Below are 26,230 nucleotides of genomic sequence, written 5' to 3' on the forward strand. Positions count from 1 at the left end.
ACTTCCTTATATTATTGGTTTTTGGTTTTTGCAGTTTTCCGATACCAGAAAAATGCCACTAGCAAGGTTGAAAAGATAAAGGATTGAATGATTGTGCTGGTAAACCTCCTGTCTTCGGAAAAAAATAAAGAATAAAAAATATCCATAAATGTGTAGTAAAAGCAGAACAAAAAAATCCAACTGCTTGGTAATTTCATCAGTGCCTCGATAGGTTTGATTGATAGGGGGTATCTTCTCGCGTTATTCCAATGATGTTGACAACGCGTGCAGCAATTGCGTCAGCGCTCGAAGAAGTTGAGCGTTGTTTAAAATGCTGTAATGCGTTTCTGCACAATAACTGAGTTGAACGCTATGCGAGGATTGCATCTCCCAGCGTTGTGCAAGATGGGGGTGTTTACGCTGACGTTGCTGGCTGAGCCAAAGCGTTAGCGGTATCGCTATCTGCGGCAGGGGGCCGGCGTTATTCGTTAGTTCGAACGATTTTTTCAGCGCCCAACAGAAGGTTTCGGCATGTTCCAGCGTGATCTTCTCCGCAAGCACGCTCTGATTCAGCGCATAGTGCATTTTTATCTCGTTGGCGAAGCTGTCTATCGCATTCGTTTCTTGACGCCGACACAAATGGCGCGCAATACCGAGGGAGTCGAACAGACTGAGGTAACTTTGGGCCACGCTGAAACGTCGCTTCACTGCGGGCTGCTGGGCGGGAAAACCGCTGTCGACAACCACCGCATGCGCAAAGGGCGCGCCTTGTTCCGTGGCCAGCGCCGCCATATGGACAGCTAATTGGCCACCCAATGACCAGCCGGCGATAACGGCCGTGTCGCGTTTGGCACGCGGTATGGCCGCCAAGTGGGAGGCGGCCAATCGCTGCAGGGTGAGTGTGTCGTCTGCGCCTGGCGCGGCCAACCCCGGGCTGGCGATGGTAATGATGTTGGCGCAGGCGCAAAGCTGTTTTGTCCACTTTGCATATTGATGTACCTGGCCGCCGGCGCCATGCACCAAATACAAGGTGGGCAGAGAGGGGCGATCGGCTGAGCCGGACAGCATCGATAACGGCAGGGGCGCATTCGCGCGCAGACGCTCGACAAGTTTATCGAGCTGTGAGTAGCCAAGGATTTCCGCCAGGGTTAATTCCACATTAAGGGCGCGCTTGATGTTGCCCAAAAACGTGATGCCGGAAAGCGAGCTGCCGCCATTGCTGAAGAAGCTGGCATGGGGGTCGATCTTGTCTGGGGTACAGCCTAACGTATTCGCCAACAGCTCTCGTAGCAGCATGAGTTCCGCGGACGCCGCGGGTGCAACATCGCTGGCCTGACTCCGTTCGGTGCCTGGCGATAGCAAGGTGCGATCCAATTTGCCGTTGCGTGAAAGTGGGAAACGTTCAATGAGATGATAGCGGGATGGCGCCATATACGTGGGCAATGCGGCCGTAACCAGCTCGCGTATTCTTTGCTCTGCTTGAATGCAGGTTTTCCCCGCCTCGGTCAATGTGATGTAAGCCTCCAGATGCGGTGTGCCGTTCCCGGTTTCATCGCGACAGACGACACACGCTTCAGCGACCAGCTCGCTGCTTTTGAGCGCGAATTCGACGTCACCTAATTCGACGCGAAAACCCTGCAGTTTCACCTGTTGGTCTTCGCGGCCGAGAAACTCGATGTAACCGCTGCGATGCCAACGGCCGCGATCGCCGGTGCGGTACACGCGTTCTCCGGTGGTTGGGAAAAGCACAAAGCTGCCGACGGTGGTTTGGCTATCGCGCCAATACTCGCGGGCAACCCCAACGCCACCGATATAAATGTCGCCGGTAACGCCGAAACCGCACGGCTCGAGTTTTTCATCCAACACCCACATGCTCTGATTTGGCAATGCGGTTCCATAGGGGATGGCGTTTCTGTAGTGCGTATCTCGTGTAACCGGATGATAAATTGACCATATTGCCCCTTCGGTTGCACCGCCAAGGCTGGTGATGGTGGCGTTGGGGCAAAGCCGATGTGCCTCGGCGATCAGCCGCGAAGAGATGCGATCGCCGCTCAGCCAAATATGCCGCAGTTGAGGCAGCGACAGGATGTTTTCTTGTGCGCAATATTGCACCAGCATTTGCAAGATGGCGGGAACCGAGTTCCAGATGCTGATTTGCCGCTGGCGTATCGCATTTAGCCATGCTGACGGCTCTTTCGCTTCATGCGGCGATAGCACCGTTACCGATGCGCCGGCTAGCCAGCTGCCGAACAGGTCATAGACCGATAAATCGAAGGCCAGATCGGCGAGCGCCAATACGTTGTCACGATGAGAAACGTTAAACTGTCGGTTCATGGTCAGCAAGGTATTGGTGACGGCACCCTGTTCCATAGCCACACCTTTTGGCGTGCCGGTCGTCCCCGACGTATAAATGACATAGGCGAGCGCTTCCGCTTCGCCTGGCGGGAAGGTCGCTGTGTCTGTGACATGAGGGGAAAACAGCGCCTCCAGATCTTGAATGCGGGTAGTCTGCGGATAGCGGGCGCGATGGTGAGCCTGGTTGCTCAAAACCCAGGCGCAACCTGATATCCGCATAATGGCCGCTGCGCGGGCATCCGGCAATCCTTCGGCCAACGGCAAGTAGGCGCGTCCGGCGAGGATCACGCCGAGCGCCGCAATAGCTTGATGAGCGCCGCGTGGAAGATCGATGGCGATGAGCGCGCCTGGGGCGGTATGGGCGATCAGCCAATGCGCCACGAGGCCGGCGTGCCGCAACAGTCGATCGTAATGCCATACGCTATCGCCCTCGTACAACGCCGGGCGATCCGCATGCTGGTGGGCAGTGCGTAACAGCCGATCGGAAAGAGGTTGCCGCAAGAATGCCGGCATTGCCTGTCCGATGGAGAGCTGACGCAATTGCCGGTTATCGGCCATTGACGCCAGCGAATAGTGGCCGACGGCCCGCGAGGGATCGCAGGCAATTTGCTGCAGCAGCAATGCGTAAGCTTGCGCCAATCCATCAATGCGCTCCGGCGTAAACAGCTTGGCGTTGTATTGCCATTCCAACTGAATGCCCTCTGCGCTGGAAATCACTTCCAGAACCAGATCAAACTTGGGCGGCGCATAGCCTCTCGGCAGGGTGTTAACCTGCGCACCGCCAACATTTAGCTCATTGCTTTTGCGATGTTGGCAGACGAACATGATTTGAAAAATGGGGTGAAACTTGCCGCGCGTGGGCTTGAGTTGTTCAACCAGGTAAGAGAATGGCAAACCCTGATGTTTGAAAGCGCGCGCAAATTTATTCGCGTTCTTTTGCAGCAGCGCGGTGAAACTGTCGTCGCCAGTGATGATAAATTGGTGAGCGATCGTGTTGACGAAGCTGCCCACGGCATCGTTTAACGTTGGCTCGTTCCTGTTGGCGATCGGGCTACCGATGACCACGCGATCCGTCGCAGATTCTCTGGCAATCAGTAACGCGAAGGCGGAGTGCAACAGCGTAAACAGCGTCGTACCGTTATGTTTGGCTAACTGGGCCAGAGCCGACTGCAGTTCGTTCGTCAGCGATGTTCTGACGATATTCTGTGTTTTTCCTGCCGCGGTGATGGCGATATCGTATTCAAGCGCGTGTTTTTCCGGCGCACCATCCAGTTCATCGCGCCAAAACGCCATGCTGTCATCGACATTGGCGACGGCGAGGAAAGGGTCTTCAAGGTAGCGGAAAAACGCCTGGCCGTTGTCATAATGGCAATGCTCTTCGTGCGCGTGATAGCCACGGCTCAGTTCATCCACCAGCAAATTGGCCGTCCAGCCGTCGACCACGCAATGGTGAAAAGTCAAGAACAGATAGTGGTGCTGCGCGCTCTTTCTCAAGATCCGGCAGCGCAGGGGATACTCGGCACCGAGATCAAACGGAATCGTGCACTGGGCGTTAAGCGCCGCTAGCATACTTTTTTGCTGCTCCTCACTATTCTGCCCGCTGATGTCCTCGAGACTGTGTTCGAAAATGGTTTCATCAGGATGCACGATGTCAACGGTGATGGCTTCCCCGTCTAGCCGATAGCGGCCGCAAAGCGCACCGTGCCGCTTGAGTAGTTTTTTCAGCGCGGCGAGCAAACGCGTGGGGTCAAAGGGTCCCAGGATCTCTTTGGCGATCGGAATGTTATACAGCGGGCTGTTCTTGGTGAAGTTTTCATACAGCCACAGGTATTGCCCCGCGTAGTGATTGACGGTGTAACAAGGCTTCTCCCCGGTGTCTCGCACTGCATTATCTGGCGTACAGACAGATAAAAATGCGGTGATGTCTTCCTGCACCGCACTGAGGGCGGCGGCGTCGACATGCTCAATGGTTTGGCGTCGAGGCGACAGCTCGCCGAATGTTGCTCCCTGTTTCGCCATTTCCATCAGATTGATCAGGCCGATGACGCTCATCAGTGCACTCCTTCTATGTTGACGTCGATAGCTTTCCCTGTTCGACCGCTTTTATTCGGGCGTTTGTCGCTGTGGGCGGAAATCAAATTCAGCCAATGCGACAAGCTACACAACTGCACTCCCGGGTTTCTCCGCTGTGCCATTGTGAAGGCGGCGCGATGATCGATATTCTCGCCATCATCGAAGCCGAAGATCCTCAGTACGCAGCCGTTCAATCGCTCATTGGCCGTATCGAACCGGATGTGCGGGAAATAGCCAAGCCGCGCGGAAAAGGCTATCAACTCAGTAACGCCGGCGTCGATGGCTTGGCGGCGCGAATCGGTTTTATGCAGCAACAGCAGCCGCTCATGCCGAAAATCGCGCAGCAGGCTTTGCGTGAGTCTGGCGCCGCCGGCTGTATCATGCATAAAGATCATGTAGTTAACTCGGCCGGGCAGGACGAGCAGCAGGGCCGAAAGCGCATCAAGCCAGCTGGCATATTGCGTGGCTTCGTTCGGTACGTTGAATATGGCCGCGTTCAGCGGCCATTCAGCATGCAACGGCAGCGCCTGCGGTGACAGAATGTCCACACCGTGTTTGTCGGCGAGGGCGGCCAACAAAAGTCGTTCATCTGCGCCTTCGGGGGATTGAATAAACAGCCGGCTGCTGGCCGGCGCCTCGGTTGATAGGCGGCGGCCGATAGCGCAACGGATGTCCAGATGCTGCGGATCCAGGCCATAGCGTGCATGGGCCAGCTGCGTTAGGTGTCGGCAGAAATCGGCGAGTCTCGGATGTTCAAAAATGTCGCTCAGGTTCAGATCCAACCGACAGTGGGCGTTAAGCGCGTTAATGATTTTTATGGCCTGCAGCGACTCGCCGCCGAGCGTGAAGAAGTCGCCATCGTCACTGCCCAGCGTCGCGAGCCAAACCTCATTCACCAGGGTGTTGAATGTCGTCGAACGCAATTCCCGTGTGGGTTCAGGCAGCCGGGATTGTCTTTCCAGGGTGCGATAATCAATCTTGCCGTTAGCCAGTTTGGCCAGCGGCGTTGGGTGATGCACGAAGCGCTGAGGAATATGTGCATTGGGCAGTTCGCCATACAGCGTGCGGCGCATTGCCTCGCTGAGCGGCTGCCGGCTGTGATAATGCGCGTACAGTTCCGTTCCCGCGTCGCCGCTTTTGGCCAGCACGGCAATTTCGACAATTGCGGGCAACCGGGCCAGACAGCTTTCTATCTCACCCATATTGACGCGCTGCCCGGCGATTTTCGCTTCACGAATTTTGCGGCCAAGGAACACCAACTGCCCATCCTGGCGCTGGCAGGCGATATCGCCGGTACGAAAGGCGGGCATGGGATGGCCGTTAACCTCAAGGGTGACGAACTTTTCCGCGCTCAGCGTTGGCTGATGCAAATATCCCAGGCTGACGGTCGCTCCGGCTATCAGTAATTCGCCGCTGCAGCCGAGCGGCAACAGCCTGAGATCCTCGCCGACGATCGCCGTGTATATACCGTCCAACGGTGCGCCTATCGTCACGGCGGCGCCATCGTTTTTGATTTCGGCGACCGTCGCCACCACGGTTGTCTCGGTTGGGCCGTAGGAGTTGAATAACTTTCTGCCTTTGGGATAGTGCGCGAACCAGCTTTCTTTGGCTCGCGGTGAAAGGCTTTCGCCGCCGATGATAACGGTCGTGACGGCCGGCGGCAGCGTCTGTTCGCCGCCGGAGGCGAACAGCATCTCATTAAAGTAGGCGGTCGGCAGATCCAGCAGGCTGATTTGATGATCGGCGCAGAATGTGAAGAAAGCGGCAAAACTGTGCTTGACGGCCTCAGGGGCGATACACAGGTGGGCGCCGGCACCCAGCGTCATGAAAATTTCTTCAATGCACGCATCGAAATGCAAGGGCGCAAATTGCAACACGCGTTCATGCGGTTGAATGCCATAGCATTTTATCGCCGCATCGACAAAAACGTTGAGAGCATGTCGGGCGCCTATCACGCCTTTAGGCATTCCCGTCGAGCCGGAGGTAAACATGATATAGCCGGTTCCGGCCGGGAATGGCGGCACCTCTGCCGCTATTTGCCGGCGAAACACGGTGAAGTGCGCGAAATCCGCCGGCATATCGAGTGTCGATGCGCGCCAATGCGCCAATGCGTCAGGTTCGGAATGAAAGGAGGGAAGTGTGCGATCGGTAATCAGGATAGCGTCGCTAAACTGTTCAAGCAGTTGACGATGAGCCGCTCCATCCCCTTTGGCATTCAGGTTGACGAACGGCATTTTCAACTGCAGCGCAGCAAGCATGCAGATGATGGCTTCCGGCCCTTGCGGCAAGTCGAGCAACAGCACGGTGTATGCAGCACGGGCGGGGGCCAGGGTATCGGCCAGCGCACGCCACTGTTGCTGCAAAACGGCATAAGACAGCGCTCTTAGCGACAACGAAGCGTGTGCGGGCGTGAGGATCGCCGTGCGTTGCGGCGCTTGAACGACGGCACGATCGATACGTTGCATTATATCGACCACGTTCTCGTTGGCTGCTTTACCCTGCAGCGAGAGCGGGAAACGTTGTCGCAATGCCGCGACGGAAAGATTTTCCGGGTCGTGATACAGCAAGTCGCACAAGGTCTGTATCCCCTGGCTGTGCCGCACCAGGCTGGCCGCATCGTAAAGCCCTGAGTCGGCATCGATCTCCAGCCGAAGCGTTTGGTTATCGAGATCGGGACGCATGTTGAACACCAGATCCTGCGCGCCTCCTGAGCGTAAATTACGGATTTCGCTGCGCTGCGCGGAAGAAAATGAGGCTGCCGCTTCAAAGGGAATGATATTGACCACGATGTTGAACAGCGGCGAGCGGCTGGTGACGCTCCTCAGACTTTTTATCTCTTCGTAACGGAACGCTTGATGTTTTTTGAGTTGCCTGAGCATGCGTTCAATGGTTTGCGCCAACTGTCGGCATGAGGCTGTGTCCTCAATATCGAGCGTCAAAGGAACAACGTTGGTTTTGCAAGTCAGCGCCTGCCTCGTCAGGGAGTCTGTTCGCGCCATCATTGGGACGCCGATCGTTTGCTGTTTCTCGCCGGTACACAAGTACAAATATGCCATCACTGCCACGAAAGTGCGCGCCAGCCAAGAAGGGTGCTCGGTTTGCAGCGCAAGGCGCTCGGCAGGATAGGGCAACGACGTCACATGGCGGATCGTTTGTCCCGAGGGAATATTGGCGCAGGCTAATGTCATCGGGTCTGGCAGTGAGGCGCTGGCTGCTTGCCAAAAATGTCGGTCCGCTTGATAGGCGGCTGACTGTTTATACTCAGATTCAGCCCTGAGCAAGGCATCGATCGCAGGTACGTCTTGCGGTTGCTGCGTTTGGCCTCGGTAGGCCTGTGCCACTTGGTGGATCAGCAAATAAGTGCCGTAACCATCAAGCAGCAGATGGTGGCTGCAGAAATACCACAGAAAGCGTTGCTCACCCAGTCTAATGATTTTTTGTCTGAATAACGGCGCAGCGTTCAACGAGAACGGGCGCTTGGTATCCGCTTCCATTAATTCGATAGCGGTGGCCATATTGTTGGCGCGCTGCGAAAGATCTACCCATTCCACTGAGATGTTGGCGGTGACGGGATATTGATAAGGCGTACCGTTATCTTCATCAAACAGAACGTGCAGCGTCGGCGTTTGGCTGATGACGCGATGAATGGCACGTTTCATTCTTGCGATATCGAGAGTGTGATTTATTTCGACATATTCCGCGATATTATAGCTCGATTTGTCATCGCCGATCTTGGTGCCGTAGTAAAATCCCGCCTGTGAATCCAATAGTTGATGCTTGCTCATCGGCTCATCCCTGATGTTTATTTTTCTTTATTTTTTTACCGTCATCAGTTTGCCCGTTCGGCGGGAACGCCATACAACCGTGCGACGTTCTGCGATTGGGTGAACTGTTTTAAGGTGTTCCAAACATAAATGCGCGCTGCCTGGCTTGCAGCAAAAATCTAAAATACACAGCGTGCCGCCCTCATCCCATTCTGAGGTATGGAGAAGAAACTGCGGATCGTTAATAAATCGACCCAGCGTCTCATCTCTCAGGTAGGCCCAGGTTATATATCCTAACGGATTATCCAAATGGTCGAATAATATTTTGAATTGGTTTTGATTAATCGCTTCCTGAGTCCATAGCTGCAACGTTTTTATATGGTACAAACTGTAATTTTTATTCATCAGCATACAGTTAACGGCGAAGCCCAGGCTCTCGTATTGACTGAACTTACTTTTACCCTGCTGGTTTTCTTTGATAAAACTCACGAAATATCCTCAGCGTTATTATTGTAATACGTTGATCGCCTGGCGCTCGAAACGATCCAGATAGGTTTGCAACTGTTCGCTGATCTCGCTGACTTCACCGCGCCAGCCGGCAATTTCTTGAAAAATCACTTCACGGCGCATGAACGCGCGGGAGCCCAACCTTCGGGTGACGGTCTGCTTCATCACCTGTTGTAATCCGGCGGCGGTTTGATCCGCTGATGTTTCCTGAAGGTACTTCGCGTATAACCGCTGGAATGCCAGAGAAAATTTCTCCTCCGCTGTCGTACCCTGTTGTTCGGCGGAAACCCTTACGGGCGAGTCGATGAGCCGATGCAACAGGGCAATCGCCGGATGAGCATTCCCCTGGCCCAGACCTTGTCGACGGCTAAAGACGCCGGGAGCCAAATCGAACATTTTTTGCAAGCGTTCGCCTAAGGCGAACCATTCGGCGGTGAGAGGCAGGCGTTGTAAAAATGCAGGGGCAAAACCCGCCATACCGAGATTATCCAGCAGGCAGGCTCGCTTGTAGGCCATACTAAAGGCCGCGCCGATGCCTTGGTGCGCTGCCGCGAGAAATGCCGGGCCAAATTGATGCTTGGCTAAATAAAAAGCGAGATCTTGCATGCCTCTCAGCAACAAAGGGGCGTCTTCGTTGAGTTTGTTGTGCTGAATGTAGCTGCGGCCGGGATCTCGACGTTCTGCGGGAAAAACGCTGCGAACACCATGAAAGTCCAGCAGCCTGCCGGCCATATCGCAATTGGAGGGTGAGGTCATCATCACCAAATGGCGGGTACGGCAGTAAGCTATCTGCGTCGCAAGGCGCCGGGCAAGCTCGCAGAGCCCGTAGAATGCTCGTTCTTCCTGCGGCAATGCCAACCAGCGCACAGCGTCAAACTCAGAGGGACGAGGCAGAAAGGACGGTGCGGCGACAATGAGTTTTTCGGTCCGCTCAATATCCGAAGGCTGCCTTTGCATCGCATCATGAGGATGATAGTAGGGCGCGCGGCAAAAATGTGCAGGGCGCACGACGGGTTCGCGCACCAGCAACGCCTTGCGGTTATGGACATCTCCCGCCGATGCAGGAGAGAGGGTGGCGATGGGGTTGTCGGTCAGCAAGATCGCCTTATTGGGCACGGCGCCATAAGGCAGCAGTTTGGCCATGACGTTTCCCCACAATGCCTCCAATACTGCGCCGGTCATTGTCAACTCGCCATCGACATGCTTTGCCCCTTGACCGACTAACGCATTGGCTCCGATGCCTTTAACCTGCCATAGCCCATCAAAGCCACAGCGTGCGCCACCGCCGTTGCGCGAAATAGCCCCGCCGCCATAACGTTCGGCGAAAAAGACTTTTTCATCGTTTAAGAGCGGCGTGCCGTCATCAAAAATAGCATGACGATTATTTTCTTCGATGAGATAGCTGGCCTCATTTTTCAGTTCGTCCTGCTCGGCAGGGCTTAATTCGTTGTGCCAGAGTAATTGAGAACCTGTCTTTTTTGCGACAAAAGGAATCAAGCTTTCGTGAAGCATGGCGAGGTTTTTCATTTTTTTAATCGTTATTTTTATGGGCGCAGGGCAAGTTAAGTATCGGCCTTATTTTTCAAGGGATAATAAGGCCCACGTTTTTTTAATTTGAAGAATCCGGTGTTGAAAGTGACGACGACGGTGAAGGGCGACCACCGCCACTGCCATTCCATGTTGGGCCCATGGGAACCTGTGGAATAGCAACGTTAACCGGCATGTGCGGTGCGGCCTGAATAGCGATTTCCGTGCCCACGCCCACGGCTAATGATACGGGGGTGGGCAATTTCGCTATTGTGCTCAGGCTACCGACAATAAGTGAAGTCGGATTATAAGAATCATTGCCGTCAGAACCGTTAATACATGACAACTCAACTTCCGTTAAGGCTCTCATTTAAGCTCCTTCTTGCGAGAGGTAATAGATAACACAAGCGAAAAAATAACTGCCATCGACAAACCATACATTGCCGTGATTTTAAGGGCGGCCGTATCCAAAAGGATCGCTTGGCGCTGCCGGCAGTAGTCTAAAAATACGGCAAGGGGGAATATCAAGAACAGCATGACGATATGGTACGTGCGCAAGCCTTTTTTCTTCGCGTTTTTATAAGTTGCACTGATAATGAGGATGAAAATGACAATAAGAACTATTTCCGTTATAAGCTGCAATTTGATTAGCTCCATTAATCAAAATTTACATCAAGTTACATTGAGTAACCTGATAAGTCAACAGGGTATTTTATGATTCTTCTTTATTTATCAATGGCATTGAATTAATTTCCTATAAACTAATTACATTATGTGACTATATATTGGTGATAAAAAACAAAGATGTCACTGGAGCTTGTGGCAGCGGCCGGCGAGGCGGCTAACTTCTAATCACTTGTTTTTGCTCAAACTGCCAACTGCACCTAAGCTAGGAGGTGACTCAGAGGGAGCGATACCCCGAGACCTTATTCCGTGAACATGGAGGAGTTTCGATTTGATGCGTTTATCCACATTGGTGCTGGCGATCGGCATGGCGCTGGGCTCGCAGGCACAGGCAGCAGAAACCCAACCTCATGCCGACCATAGCGCACTGCCCAGCGGCCAGGCGAAGGAGGCTAACGTGACCGGTGAAGCCAATCAGCACGACAAGCAAAAGACTCAAAATCCGTTCTTCTATCAAAGCCGTCTGCCGTTCCAGGCGCCGCCGTTCAACCTGATCAAGGAGAGCGACTACGCGCCGGCGATCGCAGCGGGCATCAAGCAAAAGCGGGAAGAGGTGGAGAAGATCGCCAACAACCCGGCCAAGCCCAACTTCAAAAATACCTTCGTGGCGCTGGAGCAGGCTGGTTCGCTGCTGACGCGGGTGATGAACGTGTTCGGCGCCATGACCTCGGCCAACACCAGTGACGCGCTGCAAAAGCTGGATGAAGAAACCTCGCCGAAGCTGGCGGCGCTGAACGACGACATCATGCTCAACGGCAAGCTGTTCGCGCGCATCAAGGCCATCTATCAGGATCGCGACGCGCTGAAGTTGGATCCGGAGTCGCGCCGGCTGGTGGAAGTGACCTACAAGAACTTCGAGCTGGCGGGCGCCAACCTATCGGACGCCGACAAGGCCAAGCTGAAGGCGCTGAACCAGGAAGCGGCGACGCTGAGCACCCAGTTCACCAACAAGCTGCTGGCGGCGAGCAAAAACGGCGCGCTGGCGATAACCGACCAGGCGAAGCTGGACGGCCTGTCGGAAGGCGAGCTGGCTGCGGCGGCCCAGGCGGCCGCCGAACGCAAGCTGGAGAAACAGTGGCTGCTGGTGCTGCAAAACACCACGCAACAGCCGTTGCTGCAGAGCCTGAAAGATCGCGACACCCGCCAGGCGCTGTTCGACGCCTCCTGGACTCGTGCGGAGAAGGGCGATGGCAACGATACCCGCCAGACCATTTCCCGTCTGGCCAAGGTGCGCGCCGAGCAGGCCAAGCTGCTGGGCTACCCGAACTACGCCGCCTGGAAATTGCAAAACCAGATGGCCAAGACGCCGGATGCCGCGCTGAGCTTTATGCGCAACATCGTGCCGGCGGCCACCGCGCGCGCCGAGCGTGAAGCCAAAGACATTCAGGCGGTGATCGACCAGCAGAAAGGCGACTTCAAGGTGCAGGCCTGGGACTGGCAGTTCTATGCCGAACAGGTGCGCAAGGCCAAGTACGATCTGGACGAGTCGCAGATCAAGCCTTACTTCGAGCTGAACAACGTGCTGAACAACGGCGTGTTCTACGCCGCCAACCTGCTGTACGGCATCAGTTTCAAGGAGCGCAAGGACATCCCGGTCTATCAGCCGGACGTCAAGGTGTACGAAGTGTTCGACAAGGACGGCAAGTCGCTGGCGCTGTTCTACACCGACTACTTCAAGCGCGACAACAAGGGCGGCGGCGCCTGGATGAGCAACTTCGTCGATCAGTCGAAGCTCAACGGCACCAAGCCGGTGATTTACAACGTCGCCAACTTCACCAAACCGGCGCCGGGCCAGCCGGCGCTGCTGTCGTATGACGACGTAATCACCATGTTCCACGAGTTCGGCCATGCGCTGCACGGCATGTTTGCCGATCAGGAATACCCGAGCCTGTCGGGCACCAACACCGCGCGCGACTTCGTCGAGTTCCCGTCGCAGTTCAACGAGCACTGGGTCAGCGATCCGAAAGTGTTCAGCCACTTCGCCAAGCACTACCAGACCGGCGAGGCGATGCCGCAGGAACTGGTCGACAAGATCAAGAAGGCCGACAAGTTCAACAAGGGCTACAGCATGACCGAGCTGCTGTCCGCCGCGCTGCTGGACATGCACTGGCACATGCTGACCGCCGATCAGCCGCAGCAGGACGTGGACAAGTTCGAGGCCGAGTCGCTGCAAAAAGACAAGGTCGATCTCAGCTACGTGCCGCCGCGCTACCGCTCCAGCTACTTCCAGCACATCTGGGGTAACGGCTATGCCGCGGGCTACTATGCCTATCTGTGGACGGAAATGCTGGCGGACGACGCCTTCCAGTGGTTCACCGAACACGGCGGCCTGACCGCCGAAAACGGCCAGCGCTTCCGCGACATGATCCTGTCGCGCGGCAACAGCCAGGATCTGGAGAAGCTGTACATCGACTGGCGCGGCAAAGAGCCGAGCATCGAACCGATGCTGATCAACCGCGGGCTGAAGGACGAGTAAGTTCGGCCACTCCCGGTAAGCAAACAAAAGGGCGCGTTATGCGCCCTTGGTCTTTTTGGCTTGGTCGACATTCAGCGGTTCACCACCTTGGCCGGCAGGGCCACTACCAGCAGCGAGCTGAGCAGCAGGCAGCCGGCGAAGGCCCAGAGCGCGCCGCCGCTCTTGCCGGTCAGATCCAGCGCCAGCCCCATCAGCGAATTACTCACCAGCCCGGCGATGTTGGCCAGCGAACAGGCCAGCGCGAAGCCGGTCGCCGCCGCCGTGCCGCGCAGGAAGGTGGCCGGCAGGCTGAAGAATACCGGCACCGCGCCGATGATCGCCGCCTGGGCGATGGAGAACAGCAGCACCGTGGCCAGCGCGTTGTGGGTAAAGAAGGTGCTGCCGGCCATCGCCAGCGCGCCGACGATAAACGGCACGATGATATGCCAGCGCCGTTCGCGCAGCCGGTCGGAACTGCTGCCGATCAGCAACATGCCGAGCAGGGCGGCGACGCTGGGGATCGCCGTCAGGTAACCGATGGTGGTGATGTCGGTGACGCCGGCGGTTTTGATGAAGGTCGGCATCCAAAAGCCCATGGCGTAGGCGCTGAGCAGAATGGCGAAGTCGATGCCGCCGAGCATCCAGACTTTCAGGTTGAAGAAGCCGTCGCGGAAGCTGTGCTTGCCGTGATCGGCCTCGGCGTCGTCGCGCGCCAGATCGTCGGCGATGCGCTGTTTCTCCTCGGGCGTCAGCCACTTGGCCTGCTGGTAGGTGTTAGGCAACAGCCAAAAGGTCAGCACGCCCAACAGCACGCTGGGAATGCCCTCCAGCAAAAACAGCCATTGCCAGCCGTGCAGCCCGTGAAGCATGTCGAAATGGCCCATGATCCAGCCGGACAGCGGCCCGCCGATCACGCTGGACAGCGGCAGGCCGATCATGAACAGCGCGATGATACGGCCGCGGCGATAGGTCGGGAACCACAGCGTCAGGTAAAAGAGCACGCCGGGCAGGAAACCGGCCTCCGCCACGCCGAGCAGGAAACGAATGACGTAGAACTGGGTCGGCGTGGTGACGAACATGGTGGCGGTGGACAACAGTCCCCAGGTGATCATGATGCGGGCGATCCACATTTTGGCGCCGACGCGCTGCAGGATCAGGTTGCTCGGCACTTCGAACAGAATATAGCCGACGAAGAACAGCCCGGCGCCGAGGCCGAAGGCCGCTTCGCTCAGCTGCAGCGCGTCGGCCATCTGCAGCTTGGCCAGCCCGACGTTGATGCGATCGAGGTAGGCCGCCAGGTAACACAGGCAAAGAAACGGGATCAGTTTCCAGGTGATTTTGCGGTACAGCAGCAGCGATTCTGCGTCCGCTTTCCCCGCCAGCGGGGTGTCGACAATGGCCATGATGTTGTCTCCAGGTGGTGCGTGTTGGCCTCCGCAGGAGGCGCCTGTTGTGTTTGCGTTGCATGGGCGCCGCCCTGTTTCGGGCGGTCGCGTGAGGCGCTGTCTGCGCCTTCGTTATTGTCGTTGCAGGTGAATCCTTGACTCATAACCGGTTCAGGTAGTCGAGCGCCTCCCGTTTGTGCACCACGTCGCCGTATTTGCTGTCGATATCGAACAGGTTGGCTTCGTGCGGGCCGGGGTGACGATCGCCGACGCACTCGCGCACCACCATGGCGCGAAAGCCGTGCTGCACCGCGTCCACCGCGCTGGCGCGGATGCAGCCGCTGGTGGAGCAGCCGATCATCAGCAGCGTGTCGATCCCTTGCGCCACCAGCAGCGGCGCCAGCGCGGTGCCGAAGAAGGCGCTGGCGTATTGCTTGCTCAGCACTACCTCATCGGCCAGCGGCGCCACCGGCGGGCAGAACGCCGCCAGCGGGTTGCCCGCCACCATGTCCTTCATCACCGGCGCTTTTTTGACCCACAGACCGCCATCGGCAAAATGGCCTGAATGATAACGGATATGGGTGTGGATCACAGGAATTCCCGTGCGGCGCGCGCAGGCCAGCAGCTCGCGGCTCTCCTCGACCGCGCTCACCACGCCCGGCGCGAACAGCGGCGCGCCTTCGGTGGTGTAGGCCTGCATAAAGTCGATCGCCAGCAGCGCCGGGCGCCGGCCGAAGCCGATGCGCTGGCCCCAGACGCCGCGGTAGTTGTCGCTGAGGGTGTCGTTCATTCTGCCTCCTCAATAGGCGCCGGACAGCAGGGCGCCGGCGCCGGGGACGATCGGTTCCAGCTCCAGCGCGGTCAGCATCGCGTAAGTGGTGGCGATGGCGGCGGTGATCACCGGCTTGCCGGTTTGGGCCTCCACCGTCGGAACCGCCGGCAGCGAAGGCATCTGCACGCAGGCGGACAGCACGATAGCATCGACCTCGCGTAAATCCATCTCGGCGACGATCCCCGGCAGCCTGGCCGGATCGTGCCGGCCGACTTCGAGGTTGTCCGGGATCTCCAGCGCGCGCCACACCTTGACCTCAATGCCTTCGTGCTGGATGTAGTCCACCACCAGCTGGGTCAGCGGTTTCATGTAGGGCGCCACCAGCGCGATGCGTTTGGCGCCGATCACCTTCAGGCCGTTGACCAGCGCGCCGGCGCTGCTGATAACCGGCGCGGCGGCCTGATTGTCTTTCGTCACCTGCGCCAGCCGGGCCTGCGATTCGCGGTGGTAGCCCAGCCCCATCGCCATGATGGCCACCAGGCAGGCGTAGCCGAGCACGTCGACCCGCGCGTCGGACAGCTCCAGCGCGCAGCGATCGGACTCGGCGTCCATCGCCGCCAGCTCTTCTTTATTGACGTGTTTCATGCGCATGCGGCTGGAGTGAAAGGTGAAGCGCTCCGGGCGTATCAGCTGGCGCGCGCCCAGCATCGCCGGGATCTCGGTTTCCATCGTGGTGTTGGAGCTGGGCACGATCTGGCCGATGCGGTAGTGGTTGCTCATGTCGGTGTTCCTCAGTTAATCCAGAAAATCGCCCAGGGCGCGGAAGAAGCCGTCGAAGTCGTCCCACGGGATCATGTGCCCGGCGTTCTCGACCTCGACGATGGCGATCTCCGGCTGCAGCGCGCGGATCTCCGCCCGGTCTTCGGGGTGAATGACGCCGCCTTTGCCTGCGGCCATCAGCAGCGTCGGCATGGTCAGCAGCGGGTAGTCGCGGTGGCTGTCCACCTGATGAAAATCGTCGTAGGCGCGTTGGATCGCCGGCTCGTAGCAGGTGTGCAGCCACTCGGCGCGCAGCCGGCGCTGCTCTTCGCTCCAGGTCGGGCAGAAGGCGCGCATTTGCTCGGCGCTCATGCCCGGCAGCGACTGCCGGATCGAGTCGGCGTACCACGGCCATTGGCCGGGATAGGCGCGGCGGCCGGGGCCGGAAACCGGCGGATCGACCAGCACCAGCCGCCGCACGCCGGCAGGCTGCAAAACGGCGGCGCGCAGGGCGAAGCGGGCGCCCATCGAATGGCCGAGCAGGGCGTAACTGTCCAGGCTCAGCGCGGCGGCGAAGGCGTTGACGTCCTGCGCGCAGGTCTCCGCGTCATAAGCCAGTTCCGGGCCGCTGGACGACAAACCGCGGCCGCGCACGTCGAGCACGTAGACGTCGTATTTTTCCCCCAGCCGCTCGGCGACGAAACCCCAGGTGATCGCCGGGCTGGTGATGCCGGGGATCAGGATCAGCGCCGGGCCGTGGCCGCCGTAGCGCAGGTAGTGTTGGCGAATGCCGTTGGCGTGAACGTGGGCGCCGTAGAGGAAAGTGCTCATGCGGCGTTCTCCGATTTCAGCGCTTGCGCGTACAGGTCATAGCCGTAGACCCAGGCCGGATCTTCCTGGGTGCGCAGGAAGGTGTTGGCGTTGGACACCGCCTGCACCCGTGAAGCGCGCTCCTTGCGGTTGGCTTCATACATCTGGAAGGCGGTGCGGTAGTCGCCAAGGCCGGTTTCCTGCAGGCAGCGGGTCAGCATGGCGGCGTCTTCGATCGCCATCGCCGCGCCCTGCGCCATATGCGGCTTCATCGGGTGGCAGGCATCGCCGAGCAGCACCAGGCGGCCCTCGCTCCACAGCGGCAGCGGTTTGCGGTTCAGCAATGGCCATTTGGTGACCTGTTCGCTGGATTCGATCAGCGCCTGCACGATCGGGTGGTAGCCGGCGAAGGTCTCGAACATCTCTTCGCGGCTGCTGTCGATGAAGCTGCCCTGGAAATCCCAGGCCGGGTGCGGCACGCCGCTGACGTAGTAATACTCGTCGCGCCGTTGGGTGGTGTAGTAGACCATCAGATGGCGGTCCGCCGACCACCACTTCACGCAGTCTTCGAACGTCAGGTTGTATTTCGCCAGCTTCTCGCCGCGGATCAGCGCGCGGTGGGCCACCCAGCCGCTGTAGATCGGCGCTTCGGCGCCCAGCAGATGTTCGCGGATGCGCGAGTTGATGCCGTCGGCGCCGATCACGATGTCGGCATGGGCCGAGGTGCCGTCGACGAAGTTCAGCACCACCTCGTCACCGCGATCTTCAATCTTGCTCAGGCATTTGCCGAAGTGCAGGGTGCCGGGCTGCAGCGCGGAGAGCTGCAACGCCTGCAAATCGCCGCGGTGCACCGTCACATAGGCGGCGCCGTACTCCCGGCGGGCGAAGCCGCCCAGTTCGATGCGCGACAGGTAGTCGCCGCTTTCGGCGTCGCGGCTGAACCAAAAATCGGGATGAGACGCCATCTGCTCCAGCCGCTGCTCAATGCCGAGCCGGCGGAAAATCTTCAGGACGTTCGGCCCCATGTGAATGCCGGCGCCGAGGCGCGAGAACGCCGGGCTCTGTTCATACAGATCGACGGTAAAGCCGGCTTTTTGCAGCAGCCCGGCGGCGGCGGCGCCCCCCAGCCCGGCGCCGACGACGGCGATGCGTGGTTGTTTGCTCATCATGTTTCCCCTGTCTGTTGGCTTTTTCAGCGTAGGTCCAACGCATGGCTGGACGATCGATTTATAGTGTATGCACTAGATAACGCAAAGTTGCAAAAGTGTTAAATCAGATCTTGCTCACGCTAATTGACAGCGCTTTACTGTTAAACTCATGTTAATCACAGGATTGACAAGGGATGAAATAGGACTTTCTTATGGTGGATATTCGCAGCTTGCTTTCCTTTGATTTTTTGACTTAGATAAAAATGAGTGTGTTCGCTTTAAATTGTTTGAAAAATCACCGCCGCCTTGCGGGCGTCGGACACCCTTGACGAGACAGGAGACAGGCCATGGCGGTCAATGAAACCCAGTTGGTACAGCTGTTCGAGCAGGTGCTTACGCTGTCGAAGGTCGATGCTTCGCAGAGCGTGGCGATTTTGAAAAGCCATTATTCCGATGCGCGCACGGTGCGCGCCGCGACCGACGCGGCGCTGCGGCTGGGCGCCAGGGTGTATGCCGTCGAGCTGCCGGCGTTCAACCATCCGCGGGCGATGGGCAACGACATGACCGCCTATTGCGGCGATACCGCGCTGACCGGCAACCTGGCGGCGCAGCGTGCGCTGGAAGCCGCCGACCTGATCGTCGATACCATGATGCTGCTGCATTCGCCGGAGCAGGAGCAGATCCTGAAAACCGGCACCCGCATCCTGCTGGCGGTGGAGCCGCCGGAGGTGCTGGCGCGCATGTTGCCTAACGCGGAAGACAAGGCGCGGGTGCTGGCCGCCGCCGCCGTGCTGGAGCATGCGAAGCTGATGCAGGTGACCTCCGCCGCCGGCAGCGATTTCCGCGCGCCGCTCGGGCAATACCCGACGGTGACCGAGTACGGCTATGCCGATGAACCGGGGCGCTGGGATCACTGGCCGAGCGGTTTCCTGTTCACCTGGCCGAATGAGGAGCAGGCGGAAGGGGTGCTGGTGCTGGAGGTCGGCGATATCTTGCTGCCGTTTAAAAGCTACGCGCGCGAACGCATCACGCTGGAGATCGAACAAGGCTTCGTCACCCGCATTCACGGCGGCTTCGAGGCGGAATACCTGCGCGAATACATGAAATACTTCGACGATCCGGAGGTGTACGGCATCTCGCATATCGGCTGGGGCCTGCAGCCGCGCGCCCAGTGGACGGCGATGGGCCTGCACGACAAGAACGACGGCATGTGCATGGACGCGCGCGCGTTCTACGGCAACTTCCTGTTCTCCACCGGGCCGAATACCGAAGTGGGCGGCACGCGCAAAACGCCTTGCCATATGGACATCGCGCTGCGCCGCTGCGACATCCGCCTCGACGGGCAAACGGTGGTGGCGGATGGGGAAGTGGTGGCGCCGGAGGCCTCGCGCGCGCGTCGGGCTTAATCGTTGCTGCCAACGGCGGGGGTTTGTACTATTCTCGTGAATTCCATAGATGGTGAGAGTAACGCAATGACGCCCCCCGAATACCCGTCAGCCGTGAGCGGCCAACCCGAAAATTATCATTTTACCGAGCAAGTCGGGCACCTGTTGCGCAAGGTTTATCAGCGCCACCTGGCGATTTTTCAGCAAAACGTCGGCGATTCGCAGCTGACGGCGGTGCAGTTCATCACCCTGTGCGCGGTGCGCGATATGGGGCCGAGCTCGCTGACCGAGCTGGTGCAGGTGACGGCGGTGGATCAGGCCACCATACGCGGCATCGTCGAGCGGCTAAAGGCGCGCGATCTGATCACGGTGACGCCGGATCCGGTGGATCGGCGCAAGGTGGTGGTCGGCCTGACCGACGCCGGCGCCGTGCTGCTGACGGAAACGGTGCCGCAGGCGGCGAAAATCACAGAGCTGACGTTCGGCACGCTCAACCCGGCCGAACGGATAGCGCTGATATTCCTGCTGAATAAAATGCTGGAAGATCCGCCCACCGGCTGATTCGCCCGCGCAACGTCGGTTGCCTGGTGGTCGGTGGCGAGAGGCCAGCCCATAAGACCATCAAGTGCAGGCGGAGACGCGAACAATGGCGATATCTGAAGTGCAGTCGCCCAGGGAAGGCGCGAAAACCACGCTGACGGAGCATCCGCTGATGCTGTCGGTGAACGGCGAACAGCTTCATGCGCAGGTGATGGCGGATACGCCGCTCTTGCTGGTACTGCGCAACGATCTGGCGCTCAACGGCCCGAAATACGGCTGCGGCCTGGGCGAATGCGGCGCCTGTACCGTGTTGATCGACGGCGTGGCGGCGCGCTCCTGCGTGATCCCGGCGCTCGGCGTGTCCGGCCGGGCGATCGTGACTCTGGAAGGCCTTGGCGATCGCCAGCGCCTGCATCCGGTGCAGCGCGCCTTTATCGAAGAGCAGGCGGCGCAATGCGGCTACTGCCTCAACGGCATGATCATGACCACCAAAGCCCTGTTGGATCGCAATCCCGCCCCGAGCGAGGCGGAGATCCGTCAGGCGCTGTCCGGCAACCTGTGCCGCTGCGGCACCCATCTCGAAATCCTGCGTGCGGTTCAGCGCGCCATCATTCTCTGCCGCGATGAGGGCGCCCACGCTTATGACTGATTCCCGTCCCTCATCGCCGAGCCAGGCCGAATTGCTGCAGCGCGACGGCGTGCTGCTGATCGTCGACAGCGTGCAACCGCCTTCGGGGCCGGTGCCCAAAGGGCAAACGCCGGTGCTGAAGCCCAGGGAGCAAGGGCTGTTTATCGCCCTGTGCGACAGCGGCGAAATCTATGCCTTTAACGGCCATGTCGATCTCGGCACCGGCGTGCGCACCGCGCTCGGCCAGATCGTCGCCGAAGAGCTGTACCTGCGCATGGATCAGGTGCGCATGGTGTTGGGCGATACCGAGCGCGCGCCGAATCAGGGCGCCACCATCGCCAGCGCCACGCTGCAGATCTCCGCCGTGCCGCTGCGCAACGCCGCCGCCGAAGCGCGCCGTTGGCTGTTGCGCCAGGCGGCGCAGCGCTTCGATGCGCCGGTGGAACAGCTGACGCTGGAGGAGGGCGTGATCCGCAGCCCGCAGGGGCAGGCGCTGAGCTACGCCGAGCTGGTGGCCGGCGGTCATGTCGAGCTGTCGATTTCCGGCGACGCGCCGCTCAAACCGCAGGCGGAGTATCGCCTGGTGGGCACCAGCGCCGCGCGCGTCGATATTCCGGCCAAGGCGACCGGCGAAACCACCTATGTACACGATATGCGCCTGCCGAATATGCTGCACGGCCGGGTGGTGCGGCCGCCCTATGCCGGGTATGACAGCGGCGAATTTGTCGGCACCAGCCTGCTGGCGGTGGATGAAACCTCGATCGCGCATATTCCCGGCATCGTCAAACTGGTGGTGATCGGCGATTTCATCGGCATTGTCGCCGAGCGCGAAGAGCAGGCGATCAAGGCGGCGCAGGCACTGCAGGTCAGCTGGAAAGACTGGCGGCGCAATTTGCCGCAGATGACCGACGTGGCGCAGGCGCTGCGCGACAACCCGCACTCGACCCGGGTGGTGCACGATACCGGCGATGTGGACGCGGCGCTGGCGACGGCTGACAGGCGTTTCACCCGCAGCTACCTGTGGCCGTATCAGCTGCATGCCTCGATTGGCCCTTCCTGCGCGCTGGCGGACTACCGGCCGGAGCGCCTGCAGGTCTGGTCGGGCAGCCAGAACCCGCACCTGCTGCGCGCCGATCTGGCCTGGCTGCTGGAATACCCGGAAGCGCAGATCGAGATCGTTCGCATGGAGGCGGCTGGTTGCTATGGCCGCAATTGCGCCGATGACGTCTGCGCCGACGCGGCGCTGCTGTCGCGCGCGGTGGGCAGGCCGGTGCGGGTGCAGCTGACCCGCGAGCAAGAGCATGTGTGGGAACCGAAGGGTACCGCGCAGCTGATGGAGGTGGACGGCGGGCTGGACGCCGCCGGGCATCCGGTCGCCTATGATTTTCGCACCTATTATCCTTCAAACGGCGCGCCGACGCTGGCGCTGCTGCTGACCGGCCGGGTTGAACCGCTGCCGGTGGCCTATGAAATGGGCGACCGCACCTCGGTACCGCCTTACGAATATCCGGCGCTGCGCGTCAGCATCGAGGACATGGCGCCGATCGTGCGCGCCTCCTGGATGCGCGGTGTTTCCGCCTTGCCGAACACCTTCGCCCACGAATCTTATATCGATGAGCTGGCCCACGCCGCCGGCGTCGATCCGCTGGAATATCGGCTGCGCTATATCGATGATGAACGCGCCAGTGAACTGATGCGCAGCACGGCAGAACGCGCCGGCTGGACGCCGCATACCGAACCGATGCAGACCCCGGCGGAAGACGGCGTGCTGCGCGGGCGCGGCTTTGCCTACGCCCGTTACATCCACAGCAAGTTTCCCGGCTTTGGCGCGGCCTGGGCCGCCTGGGTGGCCGACGTGGCGATCGACAAAGCCAGCGGCGAAGTGGCGGTGACGCGTATCGTGGTCGGCCACGACGCGGGCATGATGGTCAACCCGGACGGCGTGCGCCACCAAATTCACGGCAACGTGTTGCAATCGACCAGCCGGGTATTGAAAGAGCGCGTGACCTTTGAGGAATCGACGGTCTCCGCCAAAGAATGGGGAGCTTACCCGATCCTGACCTTCCCGGAGGTGCCGGAAGTGGACGTGGTGATGATGCCGCGCCCTTACGATCCGCCGCTGGGCGCCGGGGAATCGGCGTCGGTGCCCAGCGCGGCGGCCATCGCCAACGCGGTATTCGACGCTACCGGCATTCGTTTTCGCGAGCTGCCGATCACCTCGGACAAACTGCGCGAGGCGCTGAACGGGCCGGACGCCGAGCGGCAGACCGCCCCGCCCAAGAAAAAGAAGCGCGGCAAATGGTGGTTCGGCGGCGCGGCGGGGCTGTTCGGCGCGGTGCTGGGCATCGCCGGCAGCGCCTTGCCGTGGCGGGCGGAGATCGCGCCGGTGGCGACGCCCGGCGCCGGCACCTGGTCGGCGGCCACGCTGGAGCGCGGCCGCCAGTTGGCCGCCGCCGGAGACTGCGCGGTTTGCCATACCGCGTCGGAAGGGGCGACCAACGCCGGCGGGCTGGCGATGGCGACGCCGTTCGGCACGCTCTACAGCACCAACATTACCCCGGACGTGGTAACCGGCATCGGCAACTGGTCGTTTACCGCGTTCGATCGGGCGATGCGCCAGGGCATCGCCCGCGACGGCCGCCATCTGTATCCGGCATTTCCTTACACCGCCTTCAGCAAAATGACCGACGGCGACATGCAGGCGCTGTACGCTTATCTGATGTCGCAACCGGCGGTGCGCCAGAGCAATCCGGCCAATCAGATGCGCTTCCCGTTTAACCTGCGGCCGCTGATGGCCGGATGGAACGCGCTGTTCCTGCGCCAGGGGGAATATCAACCCGATCCGCAACAAAGCGCGCAGTGGAACCGCGGCGCCTATCTGGTCAACGGGCTCGGCCACTGCGCCGCCTGCCATTCGCCGCGCAATCTGCTGGGGGCGGAAAAGGGCGGCGCGGCTTTCCTGGCGGGGGGAATGGTGGACGGGTGGGAAGCGCCGGCGCTGAATCAATTGGCCAATGCGGACAAGCCCTGGACCGAGGAACAGCTGTTTCAGTACTTCCGCAGCGGGCATTCCGCCGAGCACGGCGTGGCGGCCGGGCCGATGGGGCCGGTGGTCAGCGAACTGGCGACGTTGCCGCAGAGCGATCTGCGGGCGATGGCCAACTATGTGATGTCGCTGAGCACCAAGGCGACGCTGAATGTGGAACCGCAGGCGCAGTTGGCGGCCCGCGCCTTGCCGGCGGTAGGGCAACTGGCCGGCGAGCGGTTATTTCAGGGCGCTTGCCAGGCCTGCCACAGCGCCGCCGCCGGCGGGCCGCAGCTGTTCGGCGTCAGTCCCGATCTGGCCAATAACACCAATATCTTCAGCGATCGCCCCGATAACCTGATCAAGGTGATCCTGCAAGGGATCCCCAAACCGGCTACCGCCGAATTGGGCTTTATGCCGGGCTTTAAGGACAGCTTTTCCGATCGGCAGGTGACGGCGCTGGTGAATTATCTGCGTCAACGCTATGCCGGCGACAAACCGGCCTGGCGCGACGTGGAGGCGCAGGTGGCGCGGCTGCGCGCGGAGCCGGGGAATCATTAACATTGTAAATTGTTACATTGGGTTATTGACTGGCGGCGCTCATTTGGTGATTAATGTTAGCCTGATTTTTACCTTACCTATAAAAAACAGGAAGTTAACATGGCATTAACCACGCATAAAATGGAAAGCGGCCTGGCCGTAACAGTTCGTTTACCTGAGAATCAGGCCAAGGTTCCGGCGATTATTCTGTGTCACGGCTTCTGCGGCATTCAGGAGCTGTTGCTGCCGGCCTTTGCCGAGGCCTTCGTCAACGCCGGTTTTGCGGCGGTGACGTTTGACTATCGCGGCTTCGGCGCCAGCGAGGGTGAACGCGGGCGGCTGGTGCCGGCGCTGCAGATTGAGGACATTCTGGCGGTGAGCCGTTGGGTGCAAACGCAGCCGCAGATCGACAGTGAGCGCATCGGCCTGTGGGGCACATCGTTTGGCGGTTGCCACGTGTTCGGCGCTGCCGCGGCCGATCCGGCCATCAAGTGCATCGTTAGCCAGCTGGCCTTCGCCGACGGGGAAACCATCGTGACGGGGAAAATGGCCGCCGACGAAAAACAGGCGTTCATCGCCACGCTGGACAAAATGGCGGAGAAGAAACAGGCCACCGGCAAAGAGATGTTTGTCGCCGTCACCCGGGTGTTGAGCGATGACGAGTCGAAAGCGTTCTTCGAGGAGAACAAGGCGCGCTACCCGGCGATGGACATCAAGATCCCGTTCCTGACCGTGCGCGAAACGCTGCGCTATCAGCCGCGCGACAATGCGGCGCGCGTCACATGCCCGGTGCTGGTGGTGGTGGCGGGCAACGATACCGTCAACCCGCCGGAGCAGGGCATCGCGCTGTATGAGGCGGTAGGCAGCGCGAAAAAGGCGCTGCACGTCGAGCAGAATGCGAAGCACTACGACATGTACACCGGCCCGCATTTCGCCGGCATCATCGGCCGTCAGATCGCCTGGTTCAACGAGCACCTGTAATACCGTCCTCCTCCTGGCGCAGAAATGCCACCAGCCGCTGCGCCGGCAATGGCAGCTGCGCCCGTTCGCGCACCACGATCGACAGACGGCGGATCGCCCAGTCGTCCGTCAGCGGCAGGGCGTTGCGCAGGATCTCGGGCAGCCGCCGGGCGCTCTCTTCCGGCACCACCGCCAGCCCGGCGCCGCGCAGCACCATGCGGCAGATGGCGTCGAAATTGGCGGCGCGCGCCCGCAGCCGCATCGGGCCGCCGCTGCGTATCGCCAACTGCTCCAAATGCTGTTGCAGCGCGCTCTGTTCCGGCAGGCCGATAAAGTCGAAAGGCAGGGCGTCCGCAAAGCTGAGCTGGCGGCGGCCGCTGAGCGCATGCCCCGGCGGCAGCGCCAGCACCAGACGATCCTGCCGGAAGGGGTAGCTTGCCAGCCCGCGCAGATCGGCATGATCCGCCACGATGCCGATATCCGCCGCCCGTTCGGCGATCGCCTGCGCGATGGCTGGGCTGGGCAGCTCCTCCAGCGCGATGTCGGTGTACGGGTGCAGCACCAGAAAATCGGCCAGCAGTTCCGGCAGAAAAGCGTCGGCGGCGACGGTATTGGCGACGATGCGCAGCTGGCTGCGCTGGCCCGGTGCGAACTCGGCCATGTCGCCGCGCAGCCGGTCGCGCTGCTGCAGCAGCACGCGCGCGTGTTGCAACAGGCGTTCACCGGCGGGCGTCGCCTGGACGCCGCGCGGATTGCGCGTCAGCAGCGCCACGCCAGCCTGTTGCTCCAGCCCGCGCATGCGTGCGCTGGCGGCGGCCAGCGACAGCCCGACGCGCTCGGCGCCGGCGGTGATGCTGCCGGTCTCGAGCACCGCCGCCAACAGCCGCAGATCGATAAAGTCAAAATGCATGCATTCTTCCTCTGTCTTTGCCGC

Annotated in this window: 18 protein-coding genes; 6 read left to right on the top strand and 12 right to left on the bottom strand. The window is 60.0% G+C overall.

Annotated elements, in window-relative coordinates:
* Positions 1-240: 240 nt before the first annotated feature.
* The 6 genes from SSARUM_RS11115 to SSARUM_RS11140 all read right to left on the bottom strand — a co-directional run bounded on the left by SSARUM_RS11115 (position 241) and on the right by SSARUM_RS11140 (position 10,847).
* Positions 241-4,386 (bottom strand): non-ribosomal peptide synthetase, encoded by a 4,146-nt coding sequence (locus tag SSARUM_RS11115; RefSeq protein WP_060430001.1) that lies wholly within the window; start codon positions 4,384-4,386, stop codon positions 241-243.
* Positions 4,386-8,192, bottom strand: coding sequence for an AMP-binding protein (locus tag SSARUM_RS11120; RefSeq protein WP_060430003.1), 3,807 nt, complete (start codon positions 8,190-8,192; stop codon positions 4,386-4,388). Before SSARUM_RS11120 ends, SSARUM_RS11115 begins: the two co-directional genes overlap by 1 nt.
* Before the next feature lie 27 nt (positions 8,193-8,219).
* Complete coding sequence (locus tag SSARUM_RS11125) at positions 8,220-8,660, bottom strand: toxin-activating lysine-acyltransferase (RefSeq protein WP_033634445.1); 441 nt, start codon at positions 8,658-8,660, stop codon at positions 8,220-8,222.
* 18 nt (positions 8,661-8,678) lie between these two features.
* A complete protein-coding gene (locus SSARUM_RS11130; RefSeq protein ID WP_140926715.1) occupies positions 8,679-10,205 on the bottom strand; it encodes an MchC protein in 1,527 nt (508 codons plus the stop codon).
* An 82-nt stretch (positions 10,206-10,287) separates the two neighbouring features.
* A complete protein-coding gene (locus tag SSARUM_RS11135; protein ID WP_125460888.1) occupies positions 10,288-10,575 on the bottom strand; it encodes an E492 group microcin in 288 nt (95 codons plus the stop codon).
* Entirely contained in the window at positions 10,572-10,847 is a 276-nt protein-coding gene (locus SSARUM_RS11140; protein ID WP_140367555.1) for a hypothetical protein, read from the bottom strand. Before SSARUM_RS11140 ends, SSARUM_RS11135 begins: the two co-directional genes overlap by 4 nt.
* A gap of 316 nt (positions 10,848-11,163) precedes the next feature.
* Between SSARUM_RS11140 and dcp the strand changes: the two genes are divergently transcribed.
* Entirely contained in the window at positions 11,164-13,365 is a 2,202-nt protein-coding gene (dcp, locus tag SSARUM_RS11145) for a peptidyl-dipeptidase Dcp (RefSeq protein WP_033634447.1), read from the top strand.
* 71 nt (positions 13,366-13,436) lie between these two features.
* Here the strand turns inward: dcp and SSARUM_RS11150 are convergent, their stop codons facing one another.
* From SSARUM_RS11150 to SSARUM_RS11170, 5 genes are all read right to left on the bottom strand, one after another.
* Positions 13,437-14,747: an MFS transporter gene (locus SSARUM_RS11150; protein WP_033655189.1), complete on the bottom strand. Its 1,311-nt coding sequence runs from the start codon at positions 14,745-14,747 to the stop codon at positions 13,437-13,439.
* Between the two features lie 142 nt (positions 14,748-14,889).
* The gene (locus SSARUM_RS11155; protein ID WP_033648241.1) at positions 14,890-15,519 is read right to left on the bottom strand and encodes an N-carbamoylsarcosine amidohydrolase; all 630 of its coding nucleotides are present in this window, start codon (positions 15,517-15,519) and stop codon (positions 14,890-14,892) included.
* A gap of 9 nt (positions 15,520-15,528) precedes the next feature.
* Entirely contained in the window at positions 15,529-16,281 is a 753-nt protein-coding gene (locus SSARUM_RS11160; protein ID WP_015377793.1) for a maleate cis-trans isomerase family protein, read from the bottom strand.
* A 15-nt stretch (positions 16,282-16,296) separates the two neighbouring features.
* Positions 16,297-17,091 (bottom strand): alpha/beta hydrolase, encoded by a 795-nt coding sequence (locus SSARUM_RS11165; RefSeq protein WP_033648242.1) that lies wholly within the window; start codon positions 17,089-17,091, stop codon positions 16,297-16,299.
* On the bottom strand, positions 17,088-18,239 hold the full coding sequence (locus SSARUM_RS11170) for an FAD-dependent monooxygenase (protein ID WP_060430007.1): 1,152 nt from the start codon (positions 18,237-18,239) through the stop codon (positions 17,088-17,090). The genes SSARUM_RS11165 and SSARUM_RS11170 overlap by 4 nt, the downstream gene beginning before the upstream one ends.
* Positions 18,240-18,565: 326 nt before the next feature.
* Here SSARUM_RS11170 and SSARUM_RS11175 point away from each other — a divergent pair, with 326 nt between their 5' ends.
* The 5 genes from SSARUM_RS11175 to uilS all read left to right on the top strand — a co-directional run bounded on the left by SSARUM_RS11175 (position 18,566) and on the right by uilS (position 25,317).
* Positions 18,566-19,624, top strand: coding sequence for a 2,5-dihydroxypyridine 5,6-dioxygenase (locus tag SSARUM_RS11175; protein WP_060418535.1), 1,059 nt, complete (start codon positions 18,566-18,568; stop codon positions 19,622-19,624).
* Positions 19,625-19,690: 66 nt separating this feature from the next.
* A complete protein-coding gene (locus tag SSARUM_RS11180) occupies positions 19,691-20,164 on the top strand; it encodes a MarR family winged helix-turn-helix transcriptional regulator (RefSeq protein ID WP_033634451.1) in 474 nt (157 codons plus the stop codon).
* A gap of 85 nt (positions 20,165-20,249) precedes the next feature.
* Positions 20,250-20,792 (top strand): (2Fe-2S)-binding protein, encoded by a 543-nt coding sequence (locus SSARUM_RS11185; protein ID WP_033634452.1) that lies wholly within the window; start codon positions 20,250-20,252, stop codon positions 20,790-20,792.
* Positions 20,785-24,357 carry a molybdopterin cofactor-binding domain-containing protein gene (locus SSARUM_RS11190; protein ID WP_060430009.1) on the top strand — a complete coding sequence of 1,191 codons (3,573 nt, stop codon included), beginning with the start codon at positions 20,785-20,787 and terminating at the stop codon, positions 24,355-24,357. The genes SSARUM_RS11185 and SSARUM_RS11190 overlap by 8 nt, the downstream gene beginning before the upstream one ends.
* A gap of 99 nt (positions 24,358-24,456) precedes the next feature.
* A complete protein-coding gene (uilS, locus tag SSARUM_RS11195; protein WP_060418542.1) occupies positions 24,457-25,317 on the top strand; it encodes a UilS family quorum-quenching N-acyl-homoserine lactonase in 861 nt (286 codons plus the stop codon).
* Here the strand turns inward: uilS and SSARUM_RS11200 are convergent.
* Positions 25,301-26,206, bottom strand: coding sequence for a LysR family transcriptional regulator (locus tag SSARUM_RS11200; RefSeq protein ID WP_039566275.1), 906 nt, complete (start codon positions 26,204-26,206; stop codon positions 25,301-25,303). The two genes, uilS and SSARUM_RS11200, sit on opposite strands and share 17 nt — an antisense overlap.
* Positions 26,207-26,230: the final 24 nt, after the last annotated feature.

This window comes from Serratia sarumanii (assembly GCF_029962605.1).
GTDB lineage: Bacteria > Pseudomonadota > Gammaproteobacteria > Enterobacterales > Enterobacteriaceae > Serratia > Serratia sarumanii.